Below are 23962 nucleotides of genomic sequence, written 5' to 3'. Positions count from 1 at the left end.
GGACCAGTCGCATCATGGATAAACTCAGCTCCTCCCCCACTCCCCCTCGTCCTCGGCCTCGAGTGCGGGGGGCTCACCCGGCGATCGTCATCTCGGCGTGGTCGATTCCGATCCTCATCCTGGGCCAGTTCGCGCTGTTGGCCGCCGTTCCCATGGTGGTGGCGGTGGTGACCGTGATGCGGGACACTCGCAGTCGGGCGCTCCGTTGGTGGGTGATGGCCGTGGCCATCTCCTACGTCGCGCCGCTCGTGTTGTGGATCCTGCGACCCGAACGGGCCCAGAGTCTCAGTGTGGACATGGATCCCGCGCTCGCGTCGATCATCGTCGCCGCGGCAGTGGCGCTGATCGCAAGAATCCTCGCCAGTGCCAAGCGATAGGCGATGGAGGCCGGAGTGCGCCACGGCCGGGTGCAGATTCCACCTCCGGTCGTGGCCCCTCCGGGTTCGCGGGCCCTGCTCACGAGAGCGAGGTCACGAAGTTGGTCGGTTGGCGGGTCTCAATGTTCCACGTGAAACAGTGCAATTCGCGCTCGCGAAGTCACATGGCAGTGAGTACCTGGGACTGGCGGGGGTTCGAGCGTCGATAGGCAGCTGAGCCGCTGGTGTCTACGGATGCCGAGGATGGGCCTTCGCGGCCACCCCTTCCAGCCATGGCCTTCCTTGATTGCATGGCAGCTGACTCTCGCAACTTGTCATGGGCGAGCGAGTGTTTCACGTGAAACGAACACCACAGCATGGGAACGACCCTGCGCGCGGGGTGGACCTCTCACCCAGATCATCTGCGATGCACAGCGTTGGACGGGCGATGTCCTCAAAGTGCGGCCGGTCGGCCTGGTGGCTCTCCTCCGGTGGCAGCGGTTCGTGCATCACCGGTCAGGACGCGACGGGTGGGGTAACGCCACGCCCCCAATGTGGTCCGCGGGATTGAGGCATTCCCTCGAGCTGACGGATCTCTCTCTCTCGCTGTCTCGAGATCTGTCGATGGGCATGCGCACAACCTGTGTCGCGTCGTGTCGAGACCACAGTGGTCTGGCCACGCCCCGCGGTTCGCGAAGGCACGAGCTCTGCGAGCCTTGCGTGGCAGTGCCGGGTGTCGTTCACGGTGCACGATCCCGGGTGCGTTCACCTCGTTGGGCAACGGGTAGATGCAGCGCCGGTATCGACCCGTGCGCGGCGCCGCGGTGGGATCAGAGCGCATGTCGAGTTCAATCGACCGCGCAGAGTGAATTCGCACGACGCATGTCTCGCCCAGGGACGTGCTCACAGGGAGTAGGAGGGGCCGGCAAAGGAGAGGGCGGCGACGTGCATCGCAGTCATATCCGCTCCTCGATCGACGTCCGGTCACGTCATGCATGTCGGGAGGTGGCTCCCGGAGCGAACCAGGGCGCGCGGTGGGAGTCTGTTGGAGTGCTTCGTTCGGACTGTTTCACGTGAAACATCGTCGCTTGCGTTCGGCGGTCCTACTGAGTCGGCGCTCCGTCTATCGTCGACGTCGTGTCTGGCGCGGGTCAATCATGCGAGCCCGGCCCGCGCAGCTCTGAGGTTAGCCGGTTCGACCAGCGGAGATCGTCTTCAAAACTGACCGCAGCAGAGATCGCTGTCCGGCGCGTGTGTGCGGGACACCGTCATGGATTAGCTGGTGCCAGCGATGTCGGTAGTCGCAGGGCGATCCGGCACGCGGGAGGGAACACTGGCGCGGGGCTGTGGATGGTGCGAGATATCTGGCTGGGCCAGGCGACGGCAGTCGGGCTCGAACCATTCCCGCCAAGCCGGGCCCAGGCAAGGAACGATCCCTCTGACCGCAGTCGGCGGAGACCTCCGCATCGACACCGCGCTGTGTGGGGCGACGGCACCTGGGCGCTCCCCCAGGCGGGGAACAGTCGCAGGCGCCCGACGGTCGACGACAGGTCTCTCGGGAGCCGGAGCCGTTCGTCGCTACACCCCGGCGGTTTGGTAAGGGTGCCGCGAACCTCCTCGGCGCTGGCGAGCGGACCGAGCTCAGTGAGTTCACTGCGGAGCACCATCGGCCTCGCCGCATTGGCGAGCGTGGACGGTGATCGCGCGCACGCGCGACCATACGGATCCTGGTGTCCGCAGCGCAGCGGTGTGAGCGCCACGGTGTGAAGTCTTCAGAACCGACAGGGTCGCTCGATGGGTGCGGTGCGCGACGGGATGAGCGGGACGCATGGCGCTGCGGCGCGGGAGTGCCGGCAGGTGGGCGACAGTGCAGGGACGCGCGCGGCGGTGCCCGGAGGTCAGCGGGACGCATGGGGCTGCGGCGCGAGAGTGTGGGCAGATGGACGACAGTGCACGGAGTCGTGCGGTGGTGCCCGCAGGTCAGCGGGAGGTAGGGGGCTGCGGTGCGGGAGTGTGGGGAAGTGCGCGACAGTTCCGGAGGGACCGGGAGTCAATCGACTGCGGCCGGGACGGCCCGGGGGGGCGGGCGCGAGTGCCGGGGGTGAGTGGGATAAAGGGCTGCGCGTGGGAGTCGCGGGGGCGGGGTCGGGTGTCGGCGGGCGGGCGCCAGCGTCGCGAGGCGGGTGTCGGTGCCGAGAGGCTGGCGCAGGTGTCGGGGAGCGACCGCGACTGCCAGAGCTGGGCGCACCGAGGAGCGAAGGGTCAGGGGCAGGCACCGCACCACAGTGGCGGTCTGCGCTGTGCGCGGCGCGTGAGTGAGGAACGCCGAGGAGTGACCGAGCAGAGAGGCGCAATCAGGAGTGAGTCCGGTCGGAAGCGTGCCCGCGCGCCAACGGCGAACCGAGCGGACGCACTCCCCCGATGCGGTGGGGCGGACGGTCATCCTCCCGGACTCGTCGGTTGAGCGCACTAGCACTGCTGACATATCGGACCGGGGAATGGCGCCGGATGTACGGCCTGACCGACACACTGACGGACGCTCGTCCGTGCCTACGGCTTCGCCAGCGGCACGAAGTGTGCGGCGGGCTGCGCGCGGGCCGCGCTCATCCACCGGAGACCACACTGCAGGTCCAGCGCGCCATGGGTGGGGTGAACCGATGCAAGGCGATCGCGGTGTCGTCGGCGACCAACGGGTTGGCACCGGAGGCGACTGGGACAGGAACCTGACATGGTGGCGGGACGTTTGAAGAGAGACGTTTCACGTGAAACATCCTCAAGAACGCCCCCGTGCACGCTCTTGCAGCGGGCTCAGCCTCGGTACACACCATGCGGACGGCGTCATCGCCGCACACATTGCCGCTTGGGTGCACCATGTGGCCGAGTAGGTCCAGCGCTCTCGGGATGGGTGCGGCGAGCGGGACGGCATCGTGAACGGGCGTGGCCACGTCCGCGTGCGCTCGGTGCGCGTGCGCTTGCGGGCGCGTCAGGGCAAGCGGGCCCTACCAGTCGTCCCCGAGCGCGCCCGATCAAGATGCATACGACCCATGCGCGGCGCGCTACGCCGGTAGACTTGGGACGTTGTCCCCGAGACGAAGGAGCGCGTTTCACGTGAAACAGTCCGGTGAGTCGTCAGGCTCCACCTCCTTCGAGGACTCCCCCATTGCGCGTGAAATCGCCGATCTCTCGGCCCGGCGCCGGGCGCTGGAGGCAGCCGAGGTGAAGCTGTCCGGGCGCACTCGAGTCTTCACGGTGTCCAACCAGAAGGGTGGCGTCGGCAAGACGACCACCGCAGTGAACATCTCCGCCGCTCTGGCGTCGCTCGGAGCGCGAGTGCTCGTGATCGATCTCGACCCTCAGGGAAACGCGTCGACCGCACTCGGTGTGCCGCACAACGCGGATACGGCGAGCATCTACGACGTTCTGATCGACGAGTTCCCCCTCGCTGACATCGTCCAGACCAGTCCAGAGTCCCCCAACCTGCTGTGCGCGCCCAGCACTATTCATCTCGCCGGCGCCGAGATCGAGCTCGTGTCCCAGGTTGCTCGCGAGCATCGCCTGCGTGGTGCGCTCCGCGACTACCTCGCCATCGAAGACAACCACCTCGACTTCGTCATCATCGACTGCCCACCCTCGCTGGGCCTGCTCACCATCAACGCCTTCACGGCGGCGGATGAGGTGCTCATCCCGATCCAGTGCGAGTACTACGCGCTGGAGGGACTGAGCCAGCTGCTCGGCAGCGTGCAGATGATCCAGAAACACCTGAACCCTGCGCTGCACGTGTCGACGATTCTGCTCACGATGTACGACGGTCGAACCCGTCTCGCTCAGCAGGTTGCCGACGAAGTACGCGAGCACTTCGCGAACGAGGTGCTCGATACCGTCATTCCCCGGTCCGTTCGTGTGTCGGAGGCGCCGAGCTTCGGCCAGACCGTCATCGCGTACGATGGCCACTCAGCGGGCGCGATCGCCTACCGCGAAGCAGCGGTCGAGATCGTCGCGCGCGACACCACCACGAAGGAAGACTGATGGCCAAGAGAACCGGACTGGGCCGCGGTATCGGTGCCCTCATCCCCACGGCGGAGTCGTCGGAGGCGCGCCCGGTCGACGTGTTCTTCCCCGGGGCATCGGCATCCGAGACAGCCAAGGAAGCCTCCGACGCAACGTCGACGACCGGCCAGGCAAGCGGTGCCGCGGACGCCGAACTCGTGACCGTGCCGGGAGCACGACTCGTCCACATCGATCCGACGACGATCGTTCCCAACCCGCGGCAGCCCCGAACGCACTTCGACCCCGAAGACCTCGCCGAGCTCGTCCACTCCGTACGTGAGTTCGGCGTCTTGCAGCCTGTCGTCGTACGCGACAAGGGCGACGGGACCTATGAGCTCATCATGGGTGAACGTCGAACGCGCGCATCCCGCGAGGCGGGTCTGACATCGATCCCGGCTGTCGTGCGGGAGACCGAGGATGAGTACCTCCTCCGCGACGCGCTGCTCGAGAACCTGCACCGATCGCAGCTCAACCCGCTCGAAGAAGCCTCCGCGTATCAGCAGCTCCTCGAAGACTTCGGCATCACTCAGGAGGAGCTCGCGACGAGGATCGGGCGGTCACGTCCGCAGATCAGCAACACGATCCGCCTTCTGAAGTTGCCGGTGCCGGTGCAGCAGCGTGTCGCCGCCGGAGTGCTCAGCGCCGGCCACGCCCGCGCCATCCTGTCGCTCGACGACGCGCGGGAGATGCAGAAGCTCGCGGACAAGATCGTGAATGAAGACCTGTCGGTGCGCGCGGCGGAAGCTGCCGCGAAGATGCCGGGTGTGGCACCTGTTCGCCAGAAGCCGAAGGCAGGGTCCCGCCGTTCCGGTCTGGACACTATCGCGGAGCGGCTCGGCGACAAGTTCGACACCAAGGTCAAGGTGTCGCTCACCGCGAGAAAAGGCCAGATCAGCATCGATTTCGCGACCATCCAAGATCTCAACCGTATCCTCTCCGTTCTGGGCGAAGAAGGGTACACCGGCTGAGCTTCGGCCTATTCCTCGCTCGGCATACGCTGTGACCGACGGTCTCCCGAGCCGGATGTCCGGCGTCCGACGTAGTCTGGAATGGTGACCGCGAACGACCACAGCCCTCGCCGCCGCGCCAGCCTCGAGCTGCTGCGGGCCGAAGCCTCGGATGAGCTCGCCGTCCTCATCCACGAGCGTCTCCGCGGCGGTGAAGATCCGTGGGAGTTCATGGAAGACCTTCCCAGCGTCGACGAGCTGGTCGTGCTCACGCTGCGCGCCGAGAACATCGCGGAGAACGGTGGGATGCGTCCGAACCGATCCCGCAATTACCGCGTTCTGCGACAAATCGCCCTCGAGTACCCTCCGCTGACGCGCGCGGTGTGGCGCATTCTCGGCGATGAAGAGCCACACCGGCGCTGGGACGCATCCGTGCGTCTCGACGCGTCGTAGCCCGCACTACGGACCAGCGCCGGCGAGGCGGGAAACCGACCCCAAGATGCCGCCACGCCGCTTGTTCCGCGGTCAGGACACGACGGCGGGCAGATGGCATCCGGGCACGAAAAGGCCCCGACATCGCGAGGATGTCGGGGCTTTCGCTGCGAGGGGGATCAGCCGATGTACGCCTGGAGGTCCTTCTCGAGGGCGAACTTGGGCTTGGCGCCGATGATGGTGGTCTTGACCTCGCCACCCTCGAAGACCTTCATCGCGGGGATGGAGGTGATCTGGTACTTCATCGCGAGGTCGGGGTTCTCATCGACGTTGAGCTTCACGATGGTGATCTTGTCGGCGTTCTCGGACTGGATCTCGTCGAGAACGGGGCTGACCATACGACACGGTCCGCACCACTCGGCCCAGAAGTCCACGAGAACGGGGCCCTCGGCCTGCAGGACGTCCTGCTCGAAGGTCGCGCTGGTCGTCGCCTTGGCGGTCATGTGCATTTCTCCTTAGATGGAAGCGTTACCGGCTGAAACCCCGGTGAGCGCAGATTTATTCCTCAGACGACAGCGGGGTCGGGGAGGCCGTCGAGGGGGCTCTCGGCGACGGCGGGCTCGCCCGCCTCACCGCGCGCGGCGAGGAAGTGCTCCACGTCGAGCGCGGCCACCGTGCCGCTGCCGGCGGCCGTGATGGCCTGACGGTAGGTCGGATCGATGACGTCACCGGCGGCGAAGACACCCTCGACCGACGTGTGCGAGGAGCGACCCTCGACCCAGATCGTGCCCTGGTCGGTGAGACGGAGCTTGTCGTGCACGAGGTGCGTGCGCGGGTCGTTGCCGATCGCGACGAACAGGCCGTCGATGGCGAAGTCCTGCTCGCTCCCGTCGACGGTGGAGCGCAGACGCAGACCGTTCACGGCGTCGTCACCGAGGATCTCGGCGACCTCGCTGTTCCACACGAACTCGATCTTCGGGTTGGCGAAGGCGCGCTCCTGCATGATCTTCGAAGCGCGGAGCGTGTCCTTGCGGTGGATGATGTAGACCTTCGACGCGAACTTCGTGAGGAAGTTCGCCTCCTCCATCGCCGAGTCACCGCCGCCGACGACAGCGATCGTGCGCTCGCGGAAGAAGAACCCGTCACACGTGGCGCACCACGAGACGCCGCGCCCGGAGAGGCGCTCTTCACCCTCGAGGCCGAGCTTGCGGTAAGCGGATCCGGTGGCGTAAATGATCGACGCGGCCTCGTGGACCTTGCCGCTGCCGAGCGTGACCTTCTTGACCGGGCCGTCGAGCTCGAGGGAGACGACGTCGTCGTACAGGACCTCGGCGCCGAAACGCTCGGCCTGGGCCTGCATCTTCGCCATGAGGTCGGGCCCGAGGATGCCATCGGGGAAGCCGGGGAAGTTCTCGACGTCGGTGGTGGTCATGAGGTCTCCACCCGCCTCGACGGAACTCGCGACGACGAGGGGTTCGAGGTTGGCTCGGGCGGCGTAGATCGCGGCCGTGTAGCCGGCCGGGCCCGATCCGATGATGATGACGTGACGCACGGTAGCGCGTTCCCTTCGTTGATTCCGTCGGATGAAACCCATGGTAGCCCCGCAGTATTCCGCCGGTCGGGGGCTGGCGCCGGGGGACGAACCCCGATTCAGAGTGCGGGGAGGCGACGCGATCCGCTTCGGCTCACGCGTCCGTCTTCTGCTCCCCGCCGCTCTCGGTGGCATCCTCACCCGCTGCCGTCTCAGCGGCCCGTGCCCGTCGCCGCCCGGTGATGGTCCGCAGGACACCGATGCCGAGGAAGATCACCACGAGCGCGATGATGACGATGAGGCCGATGCTCTCCCACTCGGCGCGCACCTCGACCTGCACGCTCTGGCGTGCACCGACCGGCTCGCCCGTCGGGCTGTACAGCTGCATCGCGACGTCGACCTCGCCGTTGGCGATACGGGCCTCGACGGGTACCTCGACGCGGGTGTTGGCGGCGGCCTGAGCGTCGATCGGGGTGCTCGCCTGCACACGCAGCCGCACATCGTCGGGCTGAGCCCGCAGCACCACCGTGATGGGCCACGGGAGGTCGTTGCGCACCCACGGACGGAGGGGGGCACTGGAGCTGACGAGACGGAAGTCGGAGGACAGGATGCCGACCGAGTCGAGGGTGGTCTGCGTTGCGGCGCGGTGGTCGGCGACGGCTTTGCGGGCGGCATCCCCGGTCCAAGCGACATTCAGAACCTGCAGCACTTCGGCGCGTTCGCGCCCCGTGAGGAGCTCGGGTTCGTCGAGGATCGTCGCGAAGCGGTCGATCGTGCCCTCGTCCGCGGTGAGCGCCGAGACATCGGCGGCCCGCACGGCGTCGGGCGCGGCGTCAGCGAGGGTGACTTCCGTCGCCGGTGCGGCTTCGATCGCCGCGAGCGTCGAGGTGGTGTAGCCGGGCGCGGATGCCAGGGCGCCCAGCGTTGCGCGCAAGCTCACGCGCGAGCGATCGGTTCCACGGTCGAGGACGGCGAGGACCGGTCTGTCGCCGGTACCCGTGCGCGCGAAGGCGAGGTGACCCGACGCGGCCGCCAGAGCCGCACCGCGACGCGCCGTGTCGTTCTCGGCCGCGGCGGTGGTCAGCGCGCTCGACACTTCGGCGTCGTAGACGAGGGTCGAGACTCCGCCGATCGTTGCGCTCGCGGTGGTCGGAGTTTCGGCGAGATTGCGGGAGGCGACGAGCATACGAGCGGCCGCGGACTCCGTTCCGAGAGCGCCGAGCGCGTTGATGACTCCGGCGTCGACCGACGCCGTCGCGGGCCAGAACACGTTCTGGTCGGTGGAGCCGATGTCGAGCAGGGCCGCGAGGTCGGGAAACGACGGCTGCCCTGGCGCGGCCGACTCGGTGGGACTCGGTGTCGTCACGGACGCGACGGGTTGCGTGAAGTCGGCCGCGGTCATGTAGGACCGCAGCGACGTCGGCGCGAGGGGCGTCGCCAGGCCCGCGCGAATCTGCGCGGAGAGGTCGGCGTCGCCGAACTGCAGGGCGAAGCGGTCGTTGGGAAGAGAAAGAAGACGTTGGAGCCACGCGACCGCCGTGGGAGGGGCCGCCGACCCGAGCACCCGGATCGCCGCAGGAATCGCCGGATCGACGGCGAGGGTGGCGAGTGTCCCATCGACCGCGTCGAGCTGCGCCGACAGCGGGCCGTCGACCGCCGTGAGGTCGGCCAGTTCGCTCGCCGTCAGGAGCCCGCTCGTGCGGGGAGCCGCCGTGATCGGCACGACGACGGCCAGCGGGGTGGTCGCACCGTCGGCCGGGATGACGACCACGGTCGGCGCCTGCAGCGAGGTCCCCCCGGTGGTCTGCACGAGCAGGGGATAGACGCCGGCAGCGCGCCCGGCGAGCGAGGGATCCGTGCCCGGCACCGTGAACGACACCGTGTTCTGCGCCGCCGCGCTGGTGGCATCCAGGGTTCCCGTCGCGATCTGCTGAACCGCGACGCCCGACGTGTCACCGCTCAGCCACCGCGTCAGGGCCGCGTCATCGGCGAGGGGTGCCGTGCCGATCGACAGGGTCGCCGCACTCGAGGAGATGGTCGCGTCGCCGGGGTTCGCCAACGTGCTCAGCACGGCCAGGGTCTCGCCCGGGCGCAGGATGCCGTTGCCGGCCGGAGCCGCGGAAAGAACCGGTGGCGCCGTGCTCGCGGAGGCGGTGGGAGACGGAGTCGCGGCCGTCGCCGCAGCGGGGACGGCCAACCCGACCGCGATCGCTGCGACCGCGAGGGTCGCCAGCAACCGGCGCGTGAGAGAGCGCCGCGGTGCGGGAGAGCCCGAAGGCAGGGAGGTCACGGTCATACGATCGTTGGTCGGGCGAGGGGGCCTCGCACCGCGACGAGTCTAGGCCCGCGTACCTCGGAGCCCCCCGATAGCCTCGCGCAGACGGTTGAATGGACCGGTGCTCCCCGAACCCGATCCCACCCTCTGCCGGGCGCTCGCCGACGACCTCCGTTCCGCGGAATTCTCGGGGGCCTCCCTCCGTGGCGCGTGGGGCGCCCAGGCCGACGACGCCGTGGCCCGTGGCCTGCGCGGACCGGCCGAACGTGCCCTCGGCGACCGTCGCGACGCTCTCGCGGTGCTCGGTCGCCTGTGGGGTCTGGGTGCGGAGGTCTCGAGGGTAGATGCCGAGGCGGCCCTGCCGCGCCTCGGCCTCGCCGGTGCTGTCCGCCTCGGCCTCGTCGCACTCGACGGCGACCGGGTCGTGCCGGCGGCCCTCATCCGACCGCAACCGTTCGCCGACGCCGAGGGCGACGTCGAGTGGTGGATCGCGAGTGATCTCGACGAGGCCGCGCTCGGGGGTTCGCTGCCCGAGGACCACGTCCTCGGGGTGGGCGGCGCCTCGCAGACACTGGCGAAGCTGCAGCTCACGTGGCGCGGAGGCTCGGCGCTCGACCTCGGCACGGGATGCGGCATCCAGGCATTGCGCCTGCGGCGACTGGTTTCGCGCGTGATCGCGACCGACATCTCCGAACGCGCGTTGCGCTTCACCCGCCTGAACGCTCTCCTGAACGATGTCGACGGCATCGAGACGCGGCTCGGTTCGCTGTTCGAGCCCGTCGAGGGCGAGACGTTCGACCGGGTGGCATCCAATCCGCCGTTCGTGATCACGCCGCGCGTCGCCGGGGTTCCGGCGTACGAGTACCGGGACGGCGGGCTCGAGGGCGACGCGCTGGTCGCCTCCGTCATCGCGGGCGTGGGTGCGCACCTCGAACCCGGTGGCGTCGCGCAGTCGCTGGGCAACTGGGAGTACCGCGACGGCGAGTCGGGGCTCGATCGCCTCCGCGCGTGGGTGGATCCCTCCCTGGACGCGTGGGTCGTCGAGCGGGAGGTGCTCGACCCGCTCGCCTACGCCGAGCTGTGGGTGCGCGACGGCGGCACCGTGCCCGGGACACCCGACTACGCGCGGCTCATCGACGCGTGGCTCGACGACTTCGCGCGGCGCGGCGTCACGGGCGTCGGGTTCGGGTACGTGCTGCTCCGCCGCCCGCTCGCGGGCGCACCCACCCTCGCCCGGTACGAGCGCGTCGCCGGGGGCGGCGATACGGCATTCGGGCCGCACCTCGCGGCATGCCTCGAGAATCACGACCGTGCGGCTCTGCTCGACGACGAGGGACTGGCATCCGCGACTCTGCGCGTCTCCCCCGATGTGACCGAAGCCCGCCATCACCGCCCGGGCGAGGAGTCGCCGTCGGTCATCGAGCTGCGACAGGGCGGCGGGTTCGCCCGGACGATCGAGGTGGATTCGGCGCTCGCCGCGCTCGTCGGAGCCTGCGACGGCGACCTCTCGGTCGGCGCGCTCGTCGACGCGATCGCGCAGCTCTTGGACGTGGATGCCGAGGAGCTCCGCGCCGACATCCTGCCGCGGGTGCGCGAGCTCATCGTCACCGGGTTCCTCACGTTCGCCGACGCGTGAGGGTGGGGCGGCCTGTTCCGCGAGACTTCATCGCGCCGACAACCCTCACGCAGACCGCGGGCCACTTGTCGGCCCGATGAAGTCTCGCGGAACCGGGGAGAGGACCCCGGGGTTCGCGCGGGCCGGAAGGGCGGCGCCGGGACTTCGGCGCGTCGGTGGCCCCGGTTAGGCTCGAAGGCATGCTGAACATGGCCGACGGTGTCGCGCGCCTCGGCGAGCTCGCCGAGCATCCCGTCGTGGCGACGTTGGCTCGCGTCTTCGCCGAGGCGGGGCGCGATCTGGCGATCGTCGGGGGCCCCGTGCGCGACGCACTGCTGGGCCGCACGACCCACGATTTCGACTTCACGACGGACGCGCGCCCCGACGAGATCCTTGCGCTGGTGAAGCCGGTGTCGTCGGTGCAGTGGGACGTCGGCCGCGCCTTCGGCACGATCGGGGCCAAGGTCCGCGGCGAGCAGGTCGAGATCACGACGTACCGGGCCGACAGCTATGACGGTGTGACCCGCAAGCCCACGGTCGAGTTCGGCGACACGCTCGAGGCCGACCTGAGCCGCCGCGACTTCACCGTCAACGCCATGGCGCTGCGGGTGCCCGCGCGCACGCTGGTCGACCCGACCGGCGGTGTCGAAGATCTCCTCGCGCAGCGCCTCCGCACTCCCATCGACCCGGCGGTCAGCTTCGGCGACGACCCGCTGCGCATGCTGCGTGCTGCCCGGTTCGCGTCGCAGCTCGAGTTCGCGGTCGACCCCGACACCCTGGATGCCATCGCCGAGCTCCGCGGCACGCTCGAGATCGTGAGTCCCGAGCGCGTGCAGGCCGAGCTCGTGCGACTGCTGCAGACGGACGACCCGGTGCGTGGCATCCGGGTGCTCGTCGAGACGGGGCTCATCGAAGAGTTCCTGCCCGAGATCCCCGCGCTGCGGCTCGAGGTCGACGAGCACCACCACCACAAAGACGTGTACGAGCACTCGCTCACCGTGCTGCGACAGGCGATCGCGCTCGAGCAGCAGCGGCATCCCGGCTCTGCTCCCGATGTGCCGCTGCGTCTGGCCGCGCTTCTGCACGACATCGGCAAGCCCGCGACGCGTCGCCTCGAACCCGGTGGCGGCGTGACGTTCCACCATCACGACATCAAGGGCGCGCGTATGGCCCGCAAGCGGCTGCAGGCCCTTCGGTTCGACGCCGCCACGACGACCGTCGTCTCGCGTCTCGTGGAGCTGCACCTGAGGTTCTTCGGCTACGCCGAGGGGGCGTGGACGGATGCCGCGGTCCGCCGCTACGTCCGCGACGCCGGTGACGAACTCGAGCGCCTCCACATCCTGACGCGCGCTGATGTGACGACGCGGAACAAGCGGAAGGCCCAGCGCCTGGCATCCGCGTACGACGACATCGAGGCCCGCATCGTCGCGCTGCGCGAGCAGGAGGAGATCGACTCGATCCGCCCCGAGCTCGACGGAAACCGCATCCAAGAGGTGCTCGGGCTGAAGCCGGGGCGTGAAGTGGGCGAGGCGTACCGCTTCCTGCTCGACCTCCGACTCGACGAGGGCGTGCTCGGCGAGGACGAGGCCGAGAAGCGGCTTCGGGAGTGGTGGGCCGCGCGCGGCTGAGCTTCGACGCGGCGCCGGCGTGGCTTCCTGCCGGGCGTGCGGCATCTCGGTGCGCCGTCCGGCGGGCCGAAATCTGGCCGTGGCTGCGAGCGTCAGCTTTCTCCCCGCGGAAATCCTGAGGAAACGCTGTGTGTCTAGTGTCCTCCCATGACCCCCACACCCCGCGCCCTGAGTGCGCTCGCCGTCACGGTGCTGACGGCAGGATTCCTGGCCGCCGGACTTCCCGGTGTCGCCCTGGCCGACACCGTTGCACCGGCCGCTGACGTCTTCCCCCAGGTGGGAACCGCCGACTATGACGTCGAGCACTACGACGTGCAAATGGACTACCGCGCGAGCGACGACGTCTCCGTCGTCACGACGATCACGGCCTCCGCGGCGGTGACGCTCGACACGATCCGCCTGGACTTCGAGGGCCTCATCGTCGACGCCGTGTCCGTCAACGGAACCGCGGCCGCCTTCACCCGTGAGGACGACGACGCAGCGACCCTGCACAAGCTGGTCGTCGCGCCCGCGGCGCCCGTCAGCGGCGACTTCACCGTCGAGGTGAGCTACCACGGTGCTCCCGGGACGCACCAAGATCCGGACGGCTCGTTCGAGGGATGGATGCCGACGACTGGCGGCGTGGTCGCGCTCGGCCAGCCGGTGGGCACGATGACGTGGCTGCCGAGCAACAACACTCCGAGCGACAAGGCGACCTACGACATCGAGGTCACCGCACCGACGCAGACGAATGCGCGAGACCTGTCGGTCGCGAGCAGTGGCAACCTCGTCGGTCGGGAGGGTGTGGGGGCCGACCGCACGCGCTGGTCGTGGAGTGTCGGCGTGCCGCTTTCGACCTCCATGCTCGTGCTCGCGGTCGGGCCTTACGACGTCTTCGGATCGACGATCACGCTCGCGAGCGGACGAGTACTGCCCGAGCTGTCGTTCGTCACGGTCGACGCTTCTGACGAGGACAAGGCCCTGGTCGCGGACATGCGCGGCCGGATCACCTCGATGCTCAACTGGCTCGAGACGAAGCTAGGACCCTACCCCGGCGAGAGCACCGGCCTCATCTACGACTACGCAGACGTCGGGTATGCCCTCGAAACCCAGGACCGGCCGTTCTTCGACGGGTGGATCGACGACACCACGCTGCTTCACGAGCTGACGCACATGTGGCTCGGCAACTCGGTGAGTCCGCGCACGTGGTCGGAGATCTGGCTCAGCGAGGGAGGGGCCTCGTTCTTCGAGTCGTACTACGCGTGGGAGGTGCACAGCCAGACCGATCCCCGTGAGCTGGCCACAGAAGCCATCGGGCCCGATGGCGACCCCGACATCTGGCAGGTCCCCACGGTCGGTTGGACCGACCCCGCCCAGGTCTTCGGTAGCCAGAGCTACACGCGCGGCTCCTACGTCTACAGCGCCCTGATGAACGCCATCGGACCCGACGGATTCGACGCCGTGCTCCGTGCCTGGACCGCCAAACACGCCACATCATCGGTCGTCACGCAGGACTTCCTGACCCTCGCGAACGAGGTGTCGGGCCGCGACCTCAGCCGCACGCTGGTGCAGTGGATCTCGAGCGACACCCCGCCCGCCGTGCCGGCGGTCATCCAGTCGTTCGAGCCGCTCACGGCGAAGACGACCGCGGGTACGTCGCCGGAGCTCCCCGCGGAGGTCACCCCGGTCTACGCGTCGGAGTCGGGTGTGCCGGCGTCGGGTGTGCCGGTGCCGGTCACCTGGGACTCCGCTGGTGCCGACTGGTCGACGCCGGGCACCGTGACGCTGACCGGGTCGGGCACCGACTTCTTCGGTGCGCCGTTCACCACGGCATCCATCGTCGTGACCGTCGTACCCGGGCCGACCCCGACCCAGACGGGATCGCCGACTCCGACCGCGTCGCCGACGGCTTCCCCGTCGCCGACGGTCTCGCCCTCGGCGAGCACCCCCGGGGTGGCGCAACCGCCGGGCACCGCGTTGAGCGCGACGGGGTCGACACCCGCGTACGGCGCGCTCTTCGCCGGAGGCATGCTGCTCGCGATCGGTGCGGCTGTGCTGGTGATCGCGCGCCGTCGTCGTCGCGCGAATTGACTCGGGTGCCGACCGGCTCGGGGCGGGGAACGCGAACGGGGCGTGATTCGTGCGCCCCAATTCGCCGAATCACGCCCCGAGTGTGCGGATGCCTAGTCCTCCTCGTCGTGCGCCTGTTCCAGCGCAGCGATCACGAGGTGCGTGAGGTCGATGCTCACGATGCGCGGCTCGTCGCTCACGGCGTCGCCGATGCGCTCGGGGTGGGGGTGGCATCCGGAGCCGCTTCCGCCCCGGTGGTCGGGCTGGGCAGCGGGGTCGAACCGTGAGTCGGTGCCACGTCCGTGGGAACGGGCTGCACCCGCAGGAAGGGGAACGTCGTCGCCTGCGCCTTCGCGACATCCGTCGCGGGGTCCCACGACATCACACCCGGCGGGATCTCGCGCAGGGGATAGATGTTCCAGGTGTCGCTCGCACCGGGGGCGGTGTAGGGCACCGGTACGGGTCCGCCGCCTCCGTAGAAGTAGTTGTCGAAGGGCGCCGGACCGTTCTCGCGGCCGACGGTCGTGAGCGGGTTGCCGTCCTGGTCGAACAGTTGCACCGCCGGGATCGCATTGCCGTCGGCGTCGAACGCGAAGATGTTCCGCACGCGCTGTCCGTCGACCGAGAGGCCGGGCGTGTACGACGGCCCGCTGGAGGCGCTGCTCGACGAGTCCCACACCATCGACTGCAGGCTCGATCCGAGCGCCACCAGGGTGAACGGGGTCAGCAGTATCGCCACGACGGTGACGGGGGTGCGGATCCCCCGCGCGATCCGGTTCGGGGCCCAGCGCCCGCGTCCCCACTGCACGCTGATGAGGAGCAGCGCCGCCATGAGCACGATGCCCGGGAACTGCACCGCGCCGATGAGGTAAGCGATCGGTCCCGACATCCAGCCGTACCCCGACCAGAAGAAGGGGCCGATGAACAGGTAGAGCACCACCGCACGGAGGATCCACCACAGCGGACGGAGGGATGCCAAGAAGTCGACGGTCCACGCGGCCGCCGGGTTGCGCCGGATCTGCGCGTCGATGGACCGGACGAGCCCGGTGACGCGCTGCAGCACCGACGTGCGCTCCGTCGGGGCGGTGTCGCTGCGCTCCGGGAGCCCCGCGGCCGCGCGCAGCTCGGCGGCGTAGGTCGTGGCATCCGGGAGTGCGAAGGCGTCGCCGGCCTCGATGGCTTGATCGGAGAGGTCGGCCTCGAGGCCGTCGAGCAGGTCGTCGACCTCGTCGGCGGGAAGGTCGTCGAGTTGCGCGCGCACCGCGGTGGCGAACGTGCGGATGTCGTCGCGGACGGGCGTGGTGATCATCGGGCGTCTCCGATCGTGCGCAGGGTTTTCGGTCGCGTGGTGTCGTCGAGCAGGGTGGTCATGGCGGTGGAGAAGTGCGCCCAGCTCGCGCGCTGCGCGTCGAGCAACTCGCGACCCTGCGGATTGATCGCGTAGTACTTGCGGTGCGGTCCGCCGTCGGACGGGACGACGTAGCTCGACAGCGCGCCCGCGGAGTAGAGCCGGCGCAGGGTGCCGTACACCGAGGCATCCCCCACCTCTCCGAGTCCCGCGTCGCGCAATCTCCGCACGATGTCGTACCCGTATCCGTCGTCGTGCTGCACGACCGCGAGCACCGCGGCATCCAGCACCCCCTTCAACAGCTGCGTCGTATCCACGCCGCCCCCTCTCGCTTGTCTGCCTCGGACAGTACCACGCGATGCGCAGTAGTGCGCAGTGCGGATTTCGGATGCCGCGGATCTGGGGTGCCGGTCGGGTGACCGGGTTTGGGGCGCGCGATTCCGGTCGGGGCGGGAAATTCGCGCCCCAAACAGCAGAATCACGCCCTAAACGGGGCGGAGCGGGGGCCGGGGCGGGCGGGCCCGAAGCGGGAGCGAGACAGGGGCGAAGCGCGAAAGGGGGTGGCATCCGAGATTCCGGATACCACCCCCTCGACGCCGCGCTTACGGAACGACGACCGCGCGGCCCCGCACCTCACCGTGGTGCAGGCGCTGGTACGCCTCGACCGCCGAGTCGAAGCCGTACCGCTCGACGTGGACGCCGACGGCGCCGCTGCGCGCGAGATCGAGCACCTCGATCAGCTCACCGCGCGTGCCCCAGTACGGAGCGCGCACCGCGGCGCCCATCGGGGTGGAGAAGAAGCCGGCGGGCATGATTCCGCCGCCGATGCCGACGATGTGGATGAAGCTGTCGATGCCGGCCACCTGGCGGGCGAGGTCGACCGTGGGCTGCACGCCCACGAAGTCGAAGACGGCCGTTGCGCCGAGGCCGTTCGTCAGCTCGCGGATGCGTTCGGCGGCGTGCTCGTCGGAGGTCACCGTGTGGTGCGCGCCGACCTCGCGGGCGAGGGCGAGCTTGTCCTCGCCGAGGTCGACCGCGATGACGGTGGCCTGCGAGATGGCGCGGAGAATCTGCACGCCCACGTGCCCGAGCCCGCCGACGCCGATCACGACGGCCGTGGCACCGGGGTACAGCTTCTCCTTCGCCGAGACGATCGCGTGGTACGGGGTCAGGCCGGCGTCGGTCAGCGACACCGTTTCGACGGGGTCGAGGTCGCCGAGCGGCACGAGGTGGCGCGGGTCATCGACGATGACGTACTCGGCCATGGCGCCGGGGCTGCCGAGCCCGGGAGGGGTGATGCCCAGCTCTGCGGCGTAGGGGCAGTAGTTCTCGGCGCCCTGCGCGCACGCGTGGCAGCGGCCACAGCCCCAGGGTCCGTAGATCGCGTAGGCCTCGCCGATGTTCACGCCCTCGACGCCCTCGCCGAGCTCGTCGACGACACCGGCGCCCTCGTGCCCGAGGGTCAGGGGCAGGCCGTAGGTGTACTGGTCCTCCGGCAGGTCCATGACGAACCAGTCGGAGTGGCACAGGCCCGCCGCGGTGACCTTCAGTCGAATCTGGCCGGGACCGGGGTGGGGCTCGTCGATCTCGACCACTTCGGGTCCTTTACCGATCTCGCGATACTGCACTGCTTTCATGGCATCCCTTTCTTCGGGGGCGGTTGGGGATACCTCAACCGTGCGCCCGAGGGTCACCCGTGTCGAGGGGGTCGACGGCGTTTTCCGGCGTTGGGAATCGCTCTCATTAATGCGTGTGAATGGATTCCCGGATGCCGGGATCGACACGCCGGAGGGTTCATGCGGGCGCCGGTCGTCGCGGGGCGTTGCGCGTGGTCGCGGGGCGCTGCACGCGGCCCCGGGGCGTTACGCGTGGCCCCGGGCCCAGGGATCGCGCACCCGAACCCGTCGCGCGGCGCGGGGCGCCTGGCATCCCCCCGCGAACCCTCCCGCCGCGGCCCCCACCGACCTACACTGGTGCCACCTCCGTCACCGTCGATGGGAGTTCCGTGCCTTCACCGTGGTCGCGTCCCGCGATCTCCCCCGAAACGTCGGGGCTGCTGATCGCGCGCGCCCACGACGAATTGCTCGCCGGCAACGAGGATCGACGGCTCGCCGACGTGCGCCCGCTGGTGCAGGAGTCGTGGCGTCGGTCGCTGGCATCTCTCGTCGGTCCGGAGGGGCTGCCCACGCTCGACCTCGCGTCCGAGGAGCTCGAGGCCTACCGTCGCGCGCACCCGCTGGCCGGGGTCATGGACATGGTGCGGGGTCTGCTGCTGCCGGGCACGGCCGAGGACTCGGGTGTCGTCGTGGCCGTCGGCGATGCGGCGGGCCGCCTGCTGTGGGTCGAGGGAGACCGGCACATCCGCACTCTGACCGGCGACATGGGTTTCGTCGCGGGCGCGAACTGGGCCGAGGATGCCGTGGGCACCTCCGCCCCGGGGACGGCCCTGACGCTCGACCGGTCGGTGCAGATCCGCGGTGCCGAGCACTTCAACCGCCTCGTGCAGCCGTGGTCGTGCACCGCGGCACCGGTGCATGATCCCGAGACGCGTCGGCTGCTCGGTGTCATCGACGTCACGGGAGGCCCCGAGGCCGTGACCCCGCAGGCCCAGTTGCTCGTGGATGCCACGGCCCGGGCGATCGAGAGCGAGATCCTCGTCGGGCGGCTCCGTGCGCAGCAGGACCCGCCGCCGCGTCGTCCGCGGCGCTCCCCCGGGACGCGTGCCGTGCTGCGGATCCTGGGCCGCGACCGCGCACTGCTGGAGGTGTCGGGCCAGACCGGCGAGACGGTGGTCGAGCTCGGCGCCCGGCACGCGGAGATCCTGCTGCTCCTCGCCGTGCACCGGGAGGGGATGTCGGCCGAGGCGCTGAGCGAGGCTGTCTACGGGCACCCGGCGACCGAGACGCTGCGCCCCGAGATGGTGCGGTTGCGGAGGGTGCTCGCGCCCCTCGCACCCGCTCTGGTGCCGGCATCCCGGCCCTACCGGCTGCCCGACGGCCTCGAAACCGACGCCCAGCACGTGCTGTCGCTGCTCGACCGCGGCGCGCACCGCGTGGCGCTCGCCGCCTACCGCGGGCCGGTGCTGCCCGACTCGGTCGCGCCCGGGGTGGCCGAGGTGCGGGAGTCGGTGCGTCAGGCGCTGCGCGAAGCGCTGCTGGAGGAAGCGGGGGTCGACGTGCTGCTCGCCTACGCTGACACCGCCGATGCGCGCGACGACGCGGAGCTGCTGCGCCTGTGCCTCGGGATGCTGCCCGCGCGGTCGCCGAAACGCGCGGGACTCGTCGCCCGGATCGAGCGCCTCGAACAGGACTGATGTCGGAGGCCCTGGTTACGCTGAATCCATGGACGAACAGACGCTCGACATCTTCTCGGCAGCTCGCGCCCGTCGCGATGTGGGGCGCATCCGCGAGGCCGTCGCCGAGGTGAAGGCCGGCGACATCGCCCGCGTCCTCGTCCGTTCGCCACGCTACGGGCTGTACGCCCTGGAGGGCACCGTGCGCATCGGGGTCGGCGGTCAGCCACTCGTGGGCGACGTCATCCTCGCCACGAGCGCCGAGATTCAGCGCATCGACCTCGGCATCCCCGCTCCCGAGCCGGCGCTGTCGGCCGACGTCATCGATCCCTCGACTCTCCCCCACGGCACGCCCGTGCGCGTGACGTTCATCACGCCGACCCACGCGACGTTCGCGGTGACGGGTCCGATCACCGCCGGCAACGACCGCTTCCTCCTCGTCGGCAGCTGGATCGTCGCCGACGACCGCGCGATCGCGCCCCGCGTGGTGAGCATCGAGCGCCTCGACGACGTCGACCTGCACGAGGTCAACGTCCCGCCGCTGCGGTCGGTGCTGGTCGACGCCGACGCGTAGACGCATGATGTGACGGATGCCGCGGCCTCGGGGTCGCGGCATCCGTCGTTCTGCGTGGCGGGCGCGGCTGCGTCGGGTCGATGGGCTTGCGCCGCAACGCGCGGGCGACGCCGCGGCCGGGCGGTGGTGGGCGCGGGCGGGCGGCCGTGGGCGGCGCCGAGAGCACACGATCCGTGCGAGAGCACACGCTGTGGGCGGCCCGAACGTGTGACGTCGAACGGAACGTGTGACCTCGCGGCCCGCGCACCGTGCAACCGGATGCAACGTGCCGCGGCGTACCGTCGGCGCATCGCCGCCCGGAGCCGTCGCGGCGTTCATGACCGTCGAAGGAGACACGCATGACCATCGTCGAAGAAGGCGTTTCCAGCGTCTACGCCGCCCCCGGACAGCGCGGGGCCGTCGCCCAGTATCGCGAGCGGTACGGGCACTACATCGGCGGAGAGTGGGTCGAGCCGCACAGCGGCGAGTACTTCGAAGACATCACCCCCGTCACGGGCAAGCCGTTCTGCGAGATCGCGCGCGGCGACGCCGCCGACATCGACCGGGCAGTGGATGCCGCCTGGAAGGCGTTCGCATCCTGGAAGAAGACCACGCCCGCCGAGCGCAGCGTCATCCTGAACAAGATCGCCGACCGCATCGAGCAGAACCTCGAGATGATCGCGGTCGCCGAGACGTGGGAGAACGGCAAGCCGGTGCGCGAGACGCTCGCCGCCGACATCCCCCTGACCGTCGACCACTTCCGCTACTTCGCGGGTGTGCTGCGGGCGCAGGAGGGCTCGCTCAGCCAGCTCGACGAGAACACCGTCGCGTACCACTTCAATGAGCCGCTCGGTGTGGTGGCGCAGATCATCCCGTGGAACTTCCCGATCCTCATGGCCGCGTGGAAGCTCGCTCCCGCGCTCGCCGCGGGCAACTGCGTCGTGATCAAGCCGGCCGAGCAGACGCCGGCGTCGCTGCTGTTCCTGTTCGACATCATCGGCGACCTGCTGCCGGCGGGCGTCGTGAACATCGTGAACGGCTTCGGTATCGAGGCGGGGGCGCCGCTCGCGCAGCACAAGCGTGTGCGCAAGGTCGCCTTCACCGGTGAGACCACGACGGGCCGCCTGATCATGCAGTACGCGTCGCAGAACCTCATCCCGGTGACGCTCGAGCTCGGGGGCAAGAGCCCGAATCTCTTCTTCGAAGACGTGGCTCGCGCGACCGACGACGCGTACTACGACAAGGCGCTCGAGGGCTTCACGCTCTTCGCTCTCAACCAGGGCGAGGTGTGCACGTGCCCGTCGCGGGCGCTGATCCAGCGGTCGATCTACGACCAGTTCCTCGGCGACGGCCTTGCGCGCGTCGGCAAGGTGAAGCAGGGCAACCCGCTCGACCCCGAGACGATGATCGGTGCGCAGGCCTCGAACGACCAGCTCGAGAAGATCCTGTCGTACATCGAGATCGGCAAGGCCGGCGGCGCGAAGCTGCTCACCGGTGGCGAGCGGGTCGACCTCGGCGGCGAGTTGTCGGGCGGCTACTACGTGCAGCCGACGGTGTTCGAGGGCACGAACGACATGCGGATCTTCCAGGAGGAGATCTTCGGCCCGGTGCTCTCGGTCACGTCGTTCGATTCGTTCGACGACGCCATCTCGATCGCGAACGACACCCTCTACGGTCTGGGCGCCGGCGTGTGGAGCCGCAGCGGCGACACCGCCTACCGCGCCGGCCGCGCCATCGAAGCTGGACGCGTCTGGACGAACACGTACCACCAGTACCCCGCGCACGCCGCGTTCGGCGGGTACAAGCAGTCGGGCATCGGCCGCGAGAACCACCTCAAGATGCTCGACCACTACCAGCAGACGAAGAACCTGCTCGTGTCGTACGCCGAAGGGGCGATGGGCTTCTTCTGATCGACGGAGCGTCGGGGCGGCGGGTCGCCGGCGCTCAGTGACCCCCGGGTTCGCGCCCGGGGGTCACACCCATTTCGAGCATGATGCCGCGGCGACTGCTCATGGGTTGGGCGGACCCTCGTCCCACTTATGGCCGGTTAGCGGCTGCTCCGCCAACACATCTTGGGACATGAACTGAAAGGAGTGGGACATGACGACCCAGCTCTCCCGCGTGGACGTGACGGATGCCGCAGCCGCGCTGCTGCGCGACCTGACGGCGAAGCACGGCCCGCTGATGTTCCACCAGTCGGGCGGCTGCTGCGACGGCAGCTCCCCCATGTGTTACCCGGTGGGGATGTTCCTCACCGGCCCCAGCGACGTGCACCTCGGCAACATCGACGTCGGCCTCGACGACCCGATCGAGGTCTACATGTCGGAGTCGCAGTTCGAGTACTGGAAGTTCACGCACCTTACGATCGACGTCGTTCCGGGGCGCGGCTCGGGGTTCTCGGTCGAGGGACCGACGGGGATGCGGTTCCTGATCCGGTCGCGGATGCTTACCGAGGAGGAGGCTGTGGCGTTCGGGGTGGGGGTGTAGGTGCACCGGGCCAACGATCCCGTGACCTCACGATTTTCAGTCGCGCGACGGGTTGGTGGGTAGTGCCCCCGAAGGCCGAGTAGCGACTTCGTTCGCGTGCCTATCGGCCATCTTGCGCCCGATCCAATCGCGGATCATCGCTGTGATCGCGAAGCCGAGAATCAAGGCCGGCGCGGCGAGCGTGGCCTCGCTGGCTAGCGACGAGATGAGGGCGCTGGCGACAGCCGCTGCCGCCGCCGCTCCCGCGAGGGCACGCGGACTCCGGAGCTCATATGCCAACCCGGCTCCGACACCGATCAGGGCGGCGAGTATGCACACCACTACGGGCTCGCGGAGCAACGTGAGAACGTGTTCCATCTTCCGCCTCAGCAATAGGTGTGTGAAATTGCACCGGGCAGCGGCGCTACGACGATGTGCAAGCACCCCTTCGGACGCAGGTTGTTCGCCGTAGCGGCCTGCACCTGCAGATATCCCGACCACAGCCCGCATGCGAGCACGAGCCGCTTGTCCTTCGCCAAGGCGGCGCAGAACGATGAGGCGCCCGCGTAGTCCTTGATGTTCGCCGTTTCCGAGCGAGTGAGCGTGAGCCCCCATGTCGCATTCCGCCAGCCCCAGGTTGGATCGGCGACGATCGGGTAGATGGTGGCATCCGTCGGAGAGACGATCTGGACGAGTCGATCACCGCGAACCTCATAGTGCGTCGAAACCGGCGCGCCGCTCGCGTCCGTTGCCCAGGGGGCATCAACGGGAACCGCGACTCCCTCACGGCCGTCCTGGACGAACGCCGCGTTGCCCGTTGTATCGACGACGGCCCGGAAGCCGTCCATTCCGAACTCTGCCTCGTGAGTCGCGTGGCGATCAGGAATCACGGTGTGCACGCGGGTGTCGCCGGTCTCCAACGCTTGAACTGCGACGCTCGCGTCATTGTCGCTCGTGTAGACGACGGTCCCGTCATCGGTCGCGTCTGCTCGGCTGAGGTCGAGTCCTTCCGGCAGCGTGATGCTGGCCGAAAGTTCTCTCCCTCCGACCGTCGTCGACACATCGATGGGGTCATCCGGACTGACGGGGATACTCGTGTCCGTACCGAGGCCGCCTGCCTCGAAGGAATTTCCAGTCTCGACGGCAGGCGCCGGTTCAATGAGATCCGGGGCGGCGTCCGAGACGAGGGCCGCAACTTCAGAAGCGTTGATGGCGCTGGTGGGCTCGATTGCTGAAGCCGGCACCGCCGACCAGGCGACGACGCAACAGGCTATCGCCGCCACGGTCAGGTGCCCGCAGAGCCGCGCTCGCGGGGATACAGGTTCGCTTGTCATGTGATTCACCTCTCTGCGGCGCGGAAGCGAGAGCAGAGTGGCGAGTTGATCTCGTGCTCCGATGCCGTGGCCGCTAAGGAACACTAAGA

Annotated in this window: 19 protein-coding genes; 11 read left to right on the top strand and 8 right to left on the bottom strand. The window is 69.2% G+C overall.

Going from position 1 to position 23962, the window contains the following annotated elements; all coding sequences use genetic code 11:
- Positions 1-14: 14 nt before the first annotated feature.
- The 4 genes from ABC271_RS01185 (at position 15) to ABC271_RS01170 (ending at position 5803) form a co-directional block, all read left to right on the top strand.
- Complete coding sequence (locus tag ABC271_RS01185) at positions 15-377, top strand: hypothetical protein (protein ID WP_412923095.1); 363 nt, start codon at positions 15-17, stop codon at positions 375-377.
- A gap of 3087 nt (positions 378-3464) precedes the next feature.
- Complete coding sequence (locus tag ABC271_RS01180; RefSeq protein ID WP_412923094.1) at positions 3465-4382, top strand: ParA family protein; 918 nt, start codon at positions 3465-3467, stop codon at positions 4380-4382.
- On the top strand, positions 4382-5371 hold the full coding sequence (locus ABC271_RS01175) for a ParB/RepB/Spo0J family partition protein (RefSeq protein ID WP_412923093.1): 990 nt from the start codon (positions 4382-4384) through the stop codon (positions 5369-5371). The genes ABC271_RS01180 and ABC271_RS01175 overlap by 1 nt, the downstream gene beginning before the upstream one ends.
- 84 nt (positions 5372-5455) lie before the next feature.
- Complete coding sequence (locus ABC271_RS01170; protein ID WP_412923092.1) at positions 5456-5803, top strand: tryptophan synthase subunit alpha; 348 nt, start codon at positions 5456-5458, stop codon at positions 5801-5803.
- A gap of 158 nt (positions 5804-5961) precedes the next feature.
- Here the strand turns inward: ABC271_RS01170 and trxA are convergent, their stop codons facing one another.
- From trxA to ABC271_RS01155, 3 genes are all read right to left on the bottom strand, one after another.
- Positions 5962-6285: a thioredoxin gene (gene trxA, locus ABC271_RS01165; protein WP_412923091.1), complete on the bottom strand. Its 324-nt coding sequence runs from the start codon at positions 6283-6285 to the stop codon at positions 5962-5964.
- A gap of 62 nt (positions 6286-6347) precedes the next feature.
- A complete protein-coding gene (gene trxB, locus ABC271_RS01160) occupies positions 6348-7334 on the bottom strand; it encodes a thioredoxin-disulfide reductase (protein ID WP_412923090.1) in 987 nt (328 codons plus the stop codon).
- 133 nt (positions 7335-7467) lie between these two features.
- Positions 7468-9603 (bottom strand): DUF6049 family protein, encoded by a 2136-nt coding sequence (locus ABC271_RS01155; protein WP_412923089.1) that lies wholly within the window; start codon positions 9601-9603, stop codon positions 7468-7470.
- A 106-nt stretch (positions 9604-9709) separates the two neighbouring features.
- On the opposite strand from ABC271_RS01155, the gene ABC271_RS01150 reads away from it, so the two are divergent.
- From ABC271_RS01150 to ABC271_RS01140, 3 genes are all read left to right on the top strand, one after another.
- Entirely contained in the window at positions 9710-11224 is a 1515-nt protein-coding gene (locus ABC271_RS01150) for a DUF7059 domain-containing protein (protein WP_412923088.1), read from the top strand.
- Between the two features lie 179 nt (positions 11225-11403).
- Entirely contained in the window at positions 11404-12831 is a 1428-nt protein-coding gene (locus tag ABC271_RS01145; RefSeq protein WP_412923087.1) for a CCA tRNA nucleotidyltransferase, read from the top strand.
- Between the two features lie 147 nt (positions 12832-12978).
- Entirely contained in the window at positions 12979-14901 is a 1923-nt protein-coding gene (locus tag ABC271_RS01140) for a M1 family aminopeptidase (RefSeq protein WP_412923086.1), read from the top strand.
- A 175-nt stretch (positions 14902-15076) separates the two neighbouring features.
- Here ABC271_RS01140 and ABC271_RS01135 read toward each other — a convergent pair whose 3' ends face one another.
- The 3 genes from ABC271_RS01135 to ABC271_RS01125 all read right to left on the bottom strand — a co-directional run bounded on the left by ABC271_RS01135 (position 15077) and on the right by ABC271_RS01125 (position 17865).
- Positions 15077-16189 carry a hypothetical protein gene (locus tag ABC271_RS01135; RefSeq protein ID WP_412923085.1) on the bottom strand — a complete coding sequence of 371 codons (1113 nt, stop codon included), beginning with the start codon at positions 16187-16189 and terminating at the stop codon, positions 15077-15079.
- Positions 16186-16545 carry a PadR family transcriptional regulator gene (locus ABC271_RS01130; protein WP_412923084.1) on the bottom strand — a complete coding sequence of 120 codons (360 nt, stop codon included), beginning with the start codon at positions 16543-16545 and terminating at the stop codon, positions 16186-16188. Before ABC271_RS01130 ends, ABC271_RS01135 begins: the two co-directional genes overlap by 4 nt.
- A gap of 285 nt (positions 16546-16830) precedes the next feature.
- A complete protein-coding gene (locus ABC271_RS01125; protein WP_412923083.1) occupies positions 16831-17865 on the bottom strand; it encodes an NAD(P)-dependent alcohol dehydrogenase in 1035 nt (344 codons plus the stop codon).
- 368 nt (positions 17866-18233) lie between these two features.
- On the opposite strand from ABC271_RS01125, the gene ABC271_RS01120 reads away from it, so the two are divergent.
- The 4 genes from ABC271_RS01120 (at position 18234) to ABC271_RS01105 (ending at position 22560) form a co-directional block, all read left to right on the top strand.
- Positions 18234-19541: a GAF domain-containing protein gene (locus ABC271_RS01120; protein WP_412923082.1), complete on the top strand. Its 1308-nt coding sequence runs from the start codon at positions 18234-18236 to the stop codon at positions 19539-19541.
- A gap of 28 nt (positions 19542-19569) precedes the next feature.
- The gene (locus tag ABC271_RS01115; RefSeq protein ID WP_412923081.1) at positions 19570-20094 is read left to right on the top strand and encodes a hypothetical protein; all 525 of its coding nucleotides are present in this window, start codon (positions 19570-19572) and stop codon (positions 20092-20094) included.
- Positions 20095-20432: 338 nt separating this feature from the next.
- Positions 20433-21983, top strand: a complete 1551-nt coding sequence (gene exaC, locus ABC271_RS01110) for an acetaldehyde dehydrogenase ExaC (protein WP_412923080.1) — start codon at positions 20433-20435, stop codon at positions 21981-21983.
- Positions 21984-22173: 190 nt separating this feature from the next.
- Positions 22174-22560: a DUF779 domain-containing protein gene (locus tag ABC271_RS01105; RefSeq protein ID WP_412923079.1), complete on the top strand. Its 387-nt coding sequence runs from the start codon at positions 22174-22176 to the stop codon at positions 22558-22560.
- Positions 22561-22596: 36 nt separating this feature from the next.
- Here the strand turns inward: ABC271_RS01105 and ABC271_RS01100 are convergent, their stop codons facing one another.
- Both ABC271_RS01100 and ABC271_RS01095 read right to left on the bottom strand, forming a co-directional pair.
- Complete coding sequence (locus tag ABC271_RS01100; protein ID WP_412923078.1) at positions 22597-22917, bottom strand: hypothetical protein; 321 nt, start codon at positions 22915-22917, stop codon at positions 22597-22599.
- 8 nt (positions 22918-22925) lie between these two features.
- Complete coding sequence (locus ABC271_RS01095; protein WP_412923077.1) at positions 22926-23873, bottom strand: hypothetical protein; 948 nt, start codon at positions 23871-23873, stop codon at positions 22926-22928.
- Positions 23874-23962 lie beyond the last annotated feature (89 nt).

Source organism: Microbacterium canaveralium, assembly GCF_047238045.1.
Classification (GTDB): domain Bacteria; phylum Actinomycetota; class Actinomycetes; order Actinomycetales; family Microbacteriaceae; genus Microbacterium.
This window is presented reverse-complemented; position numbering and strand designations above follow the sequence as displayed.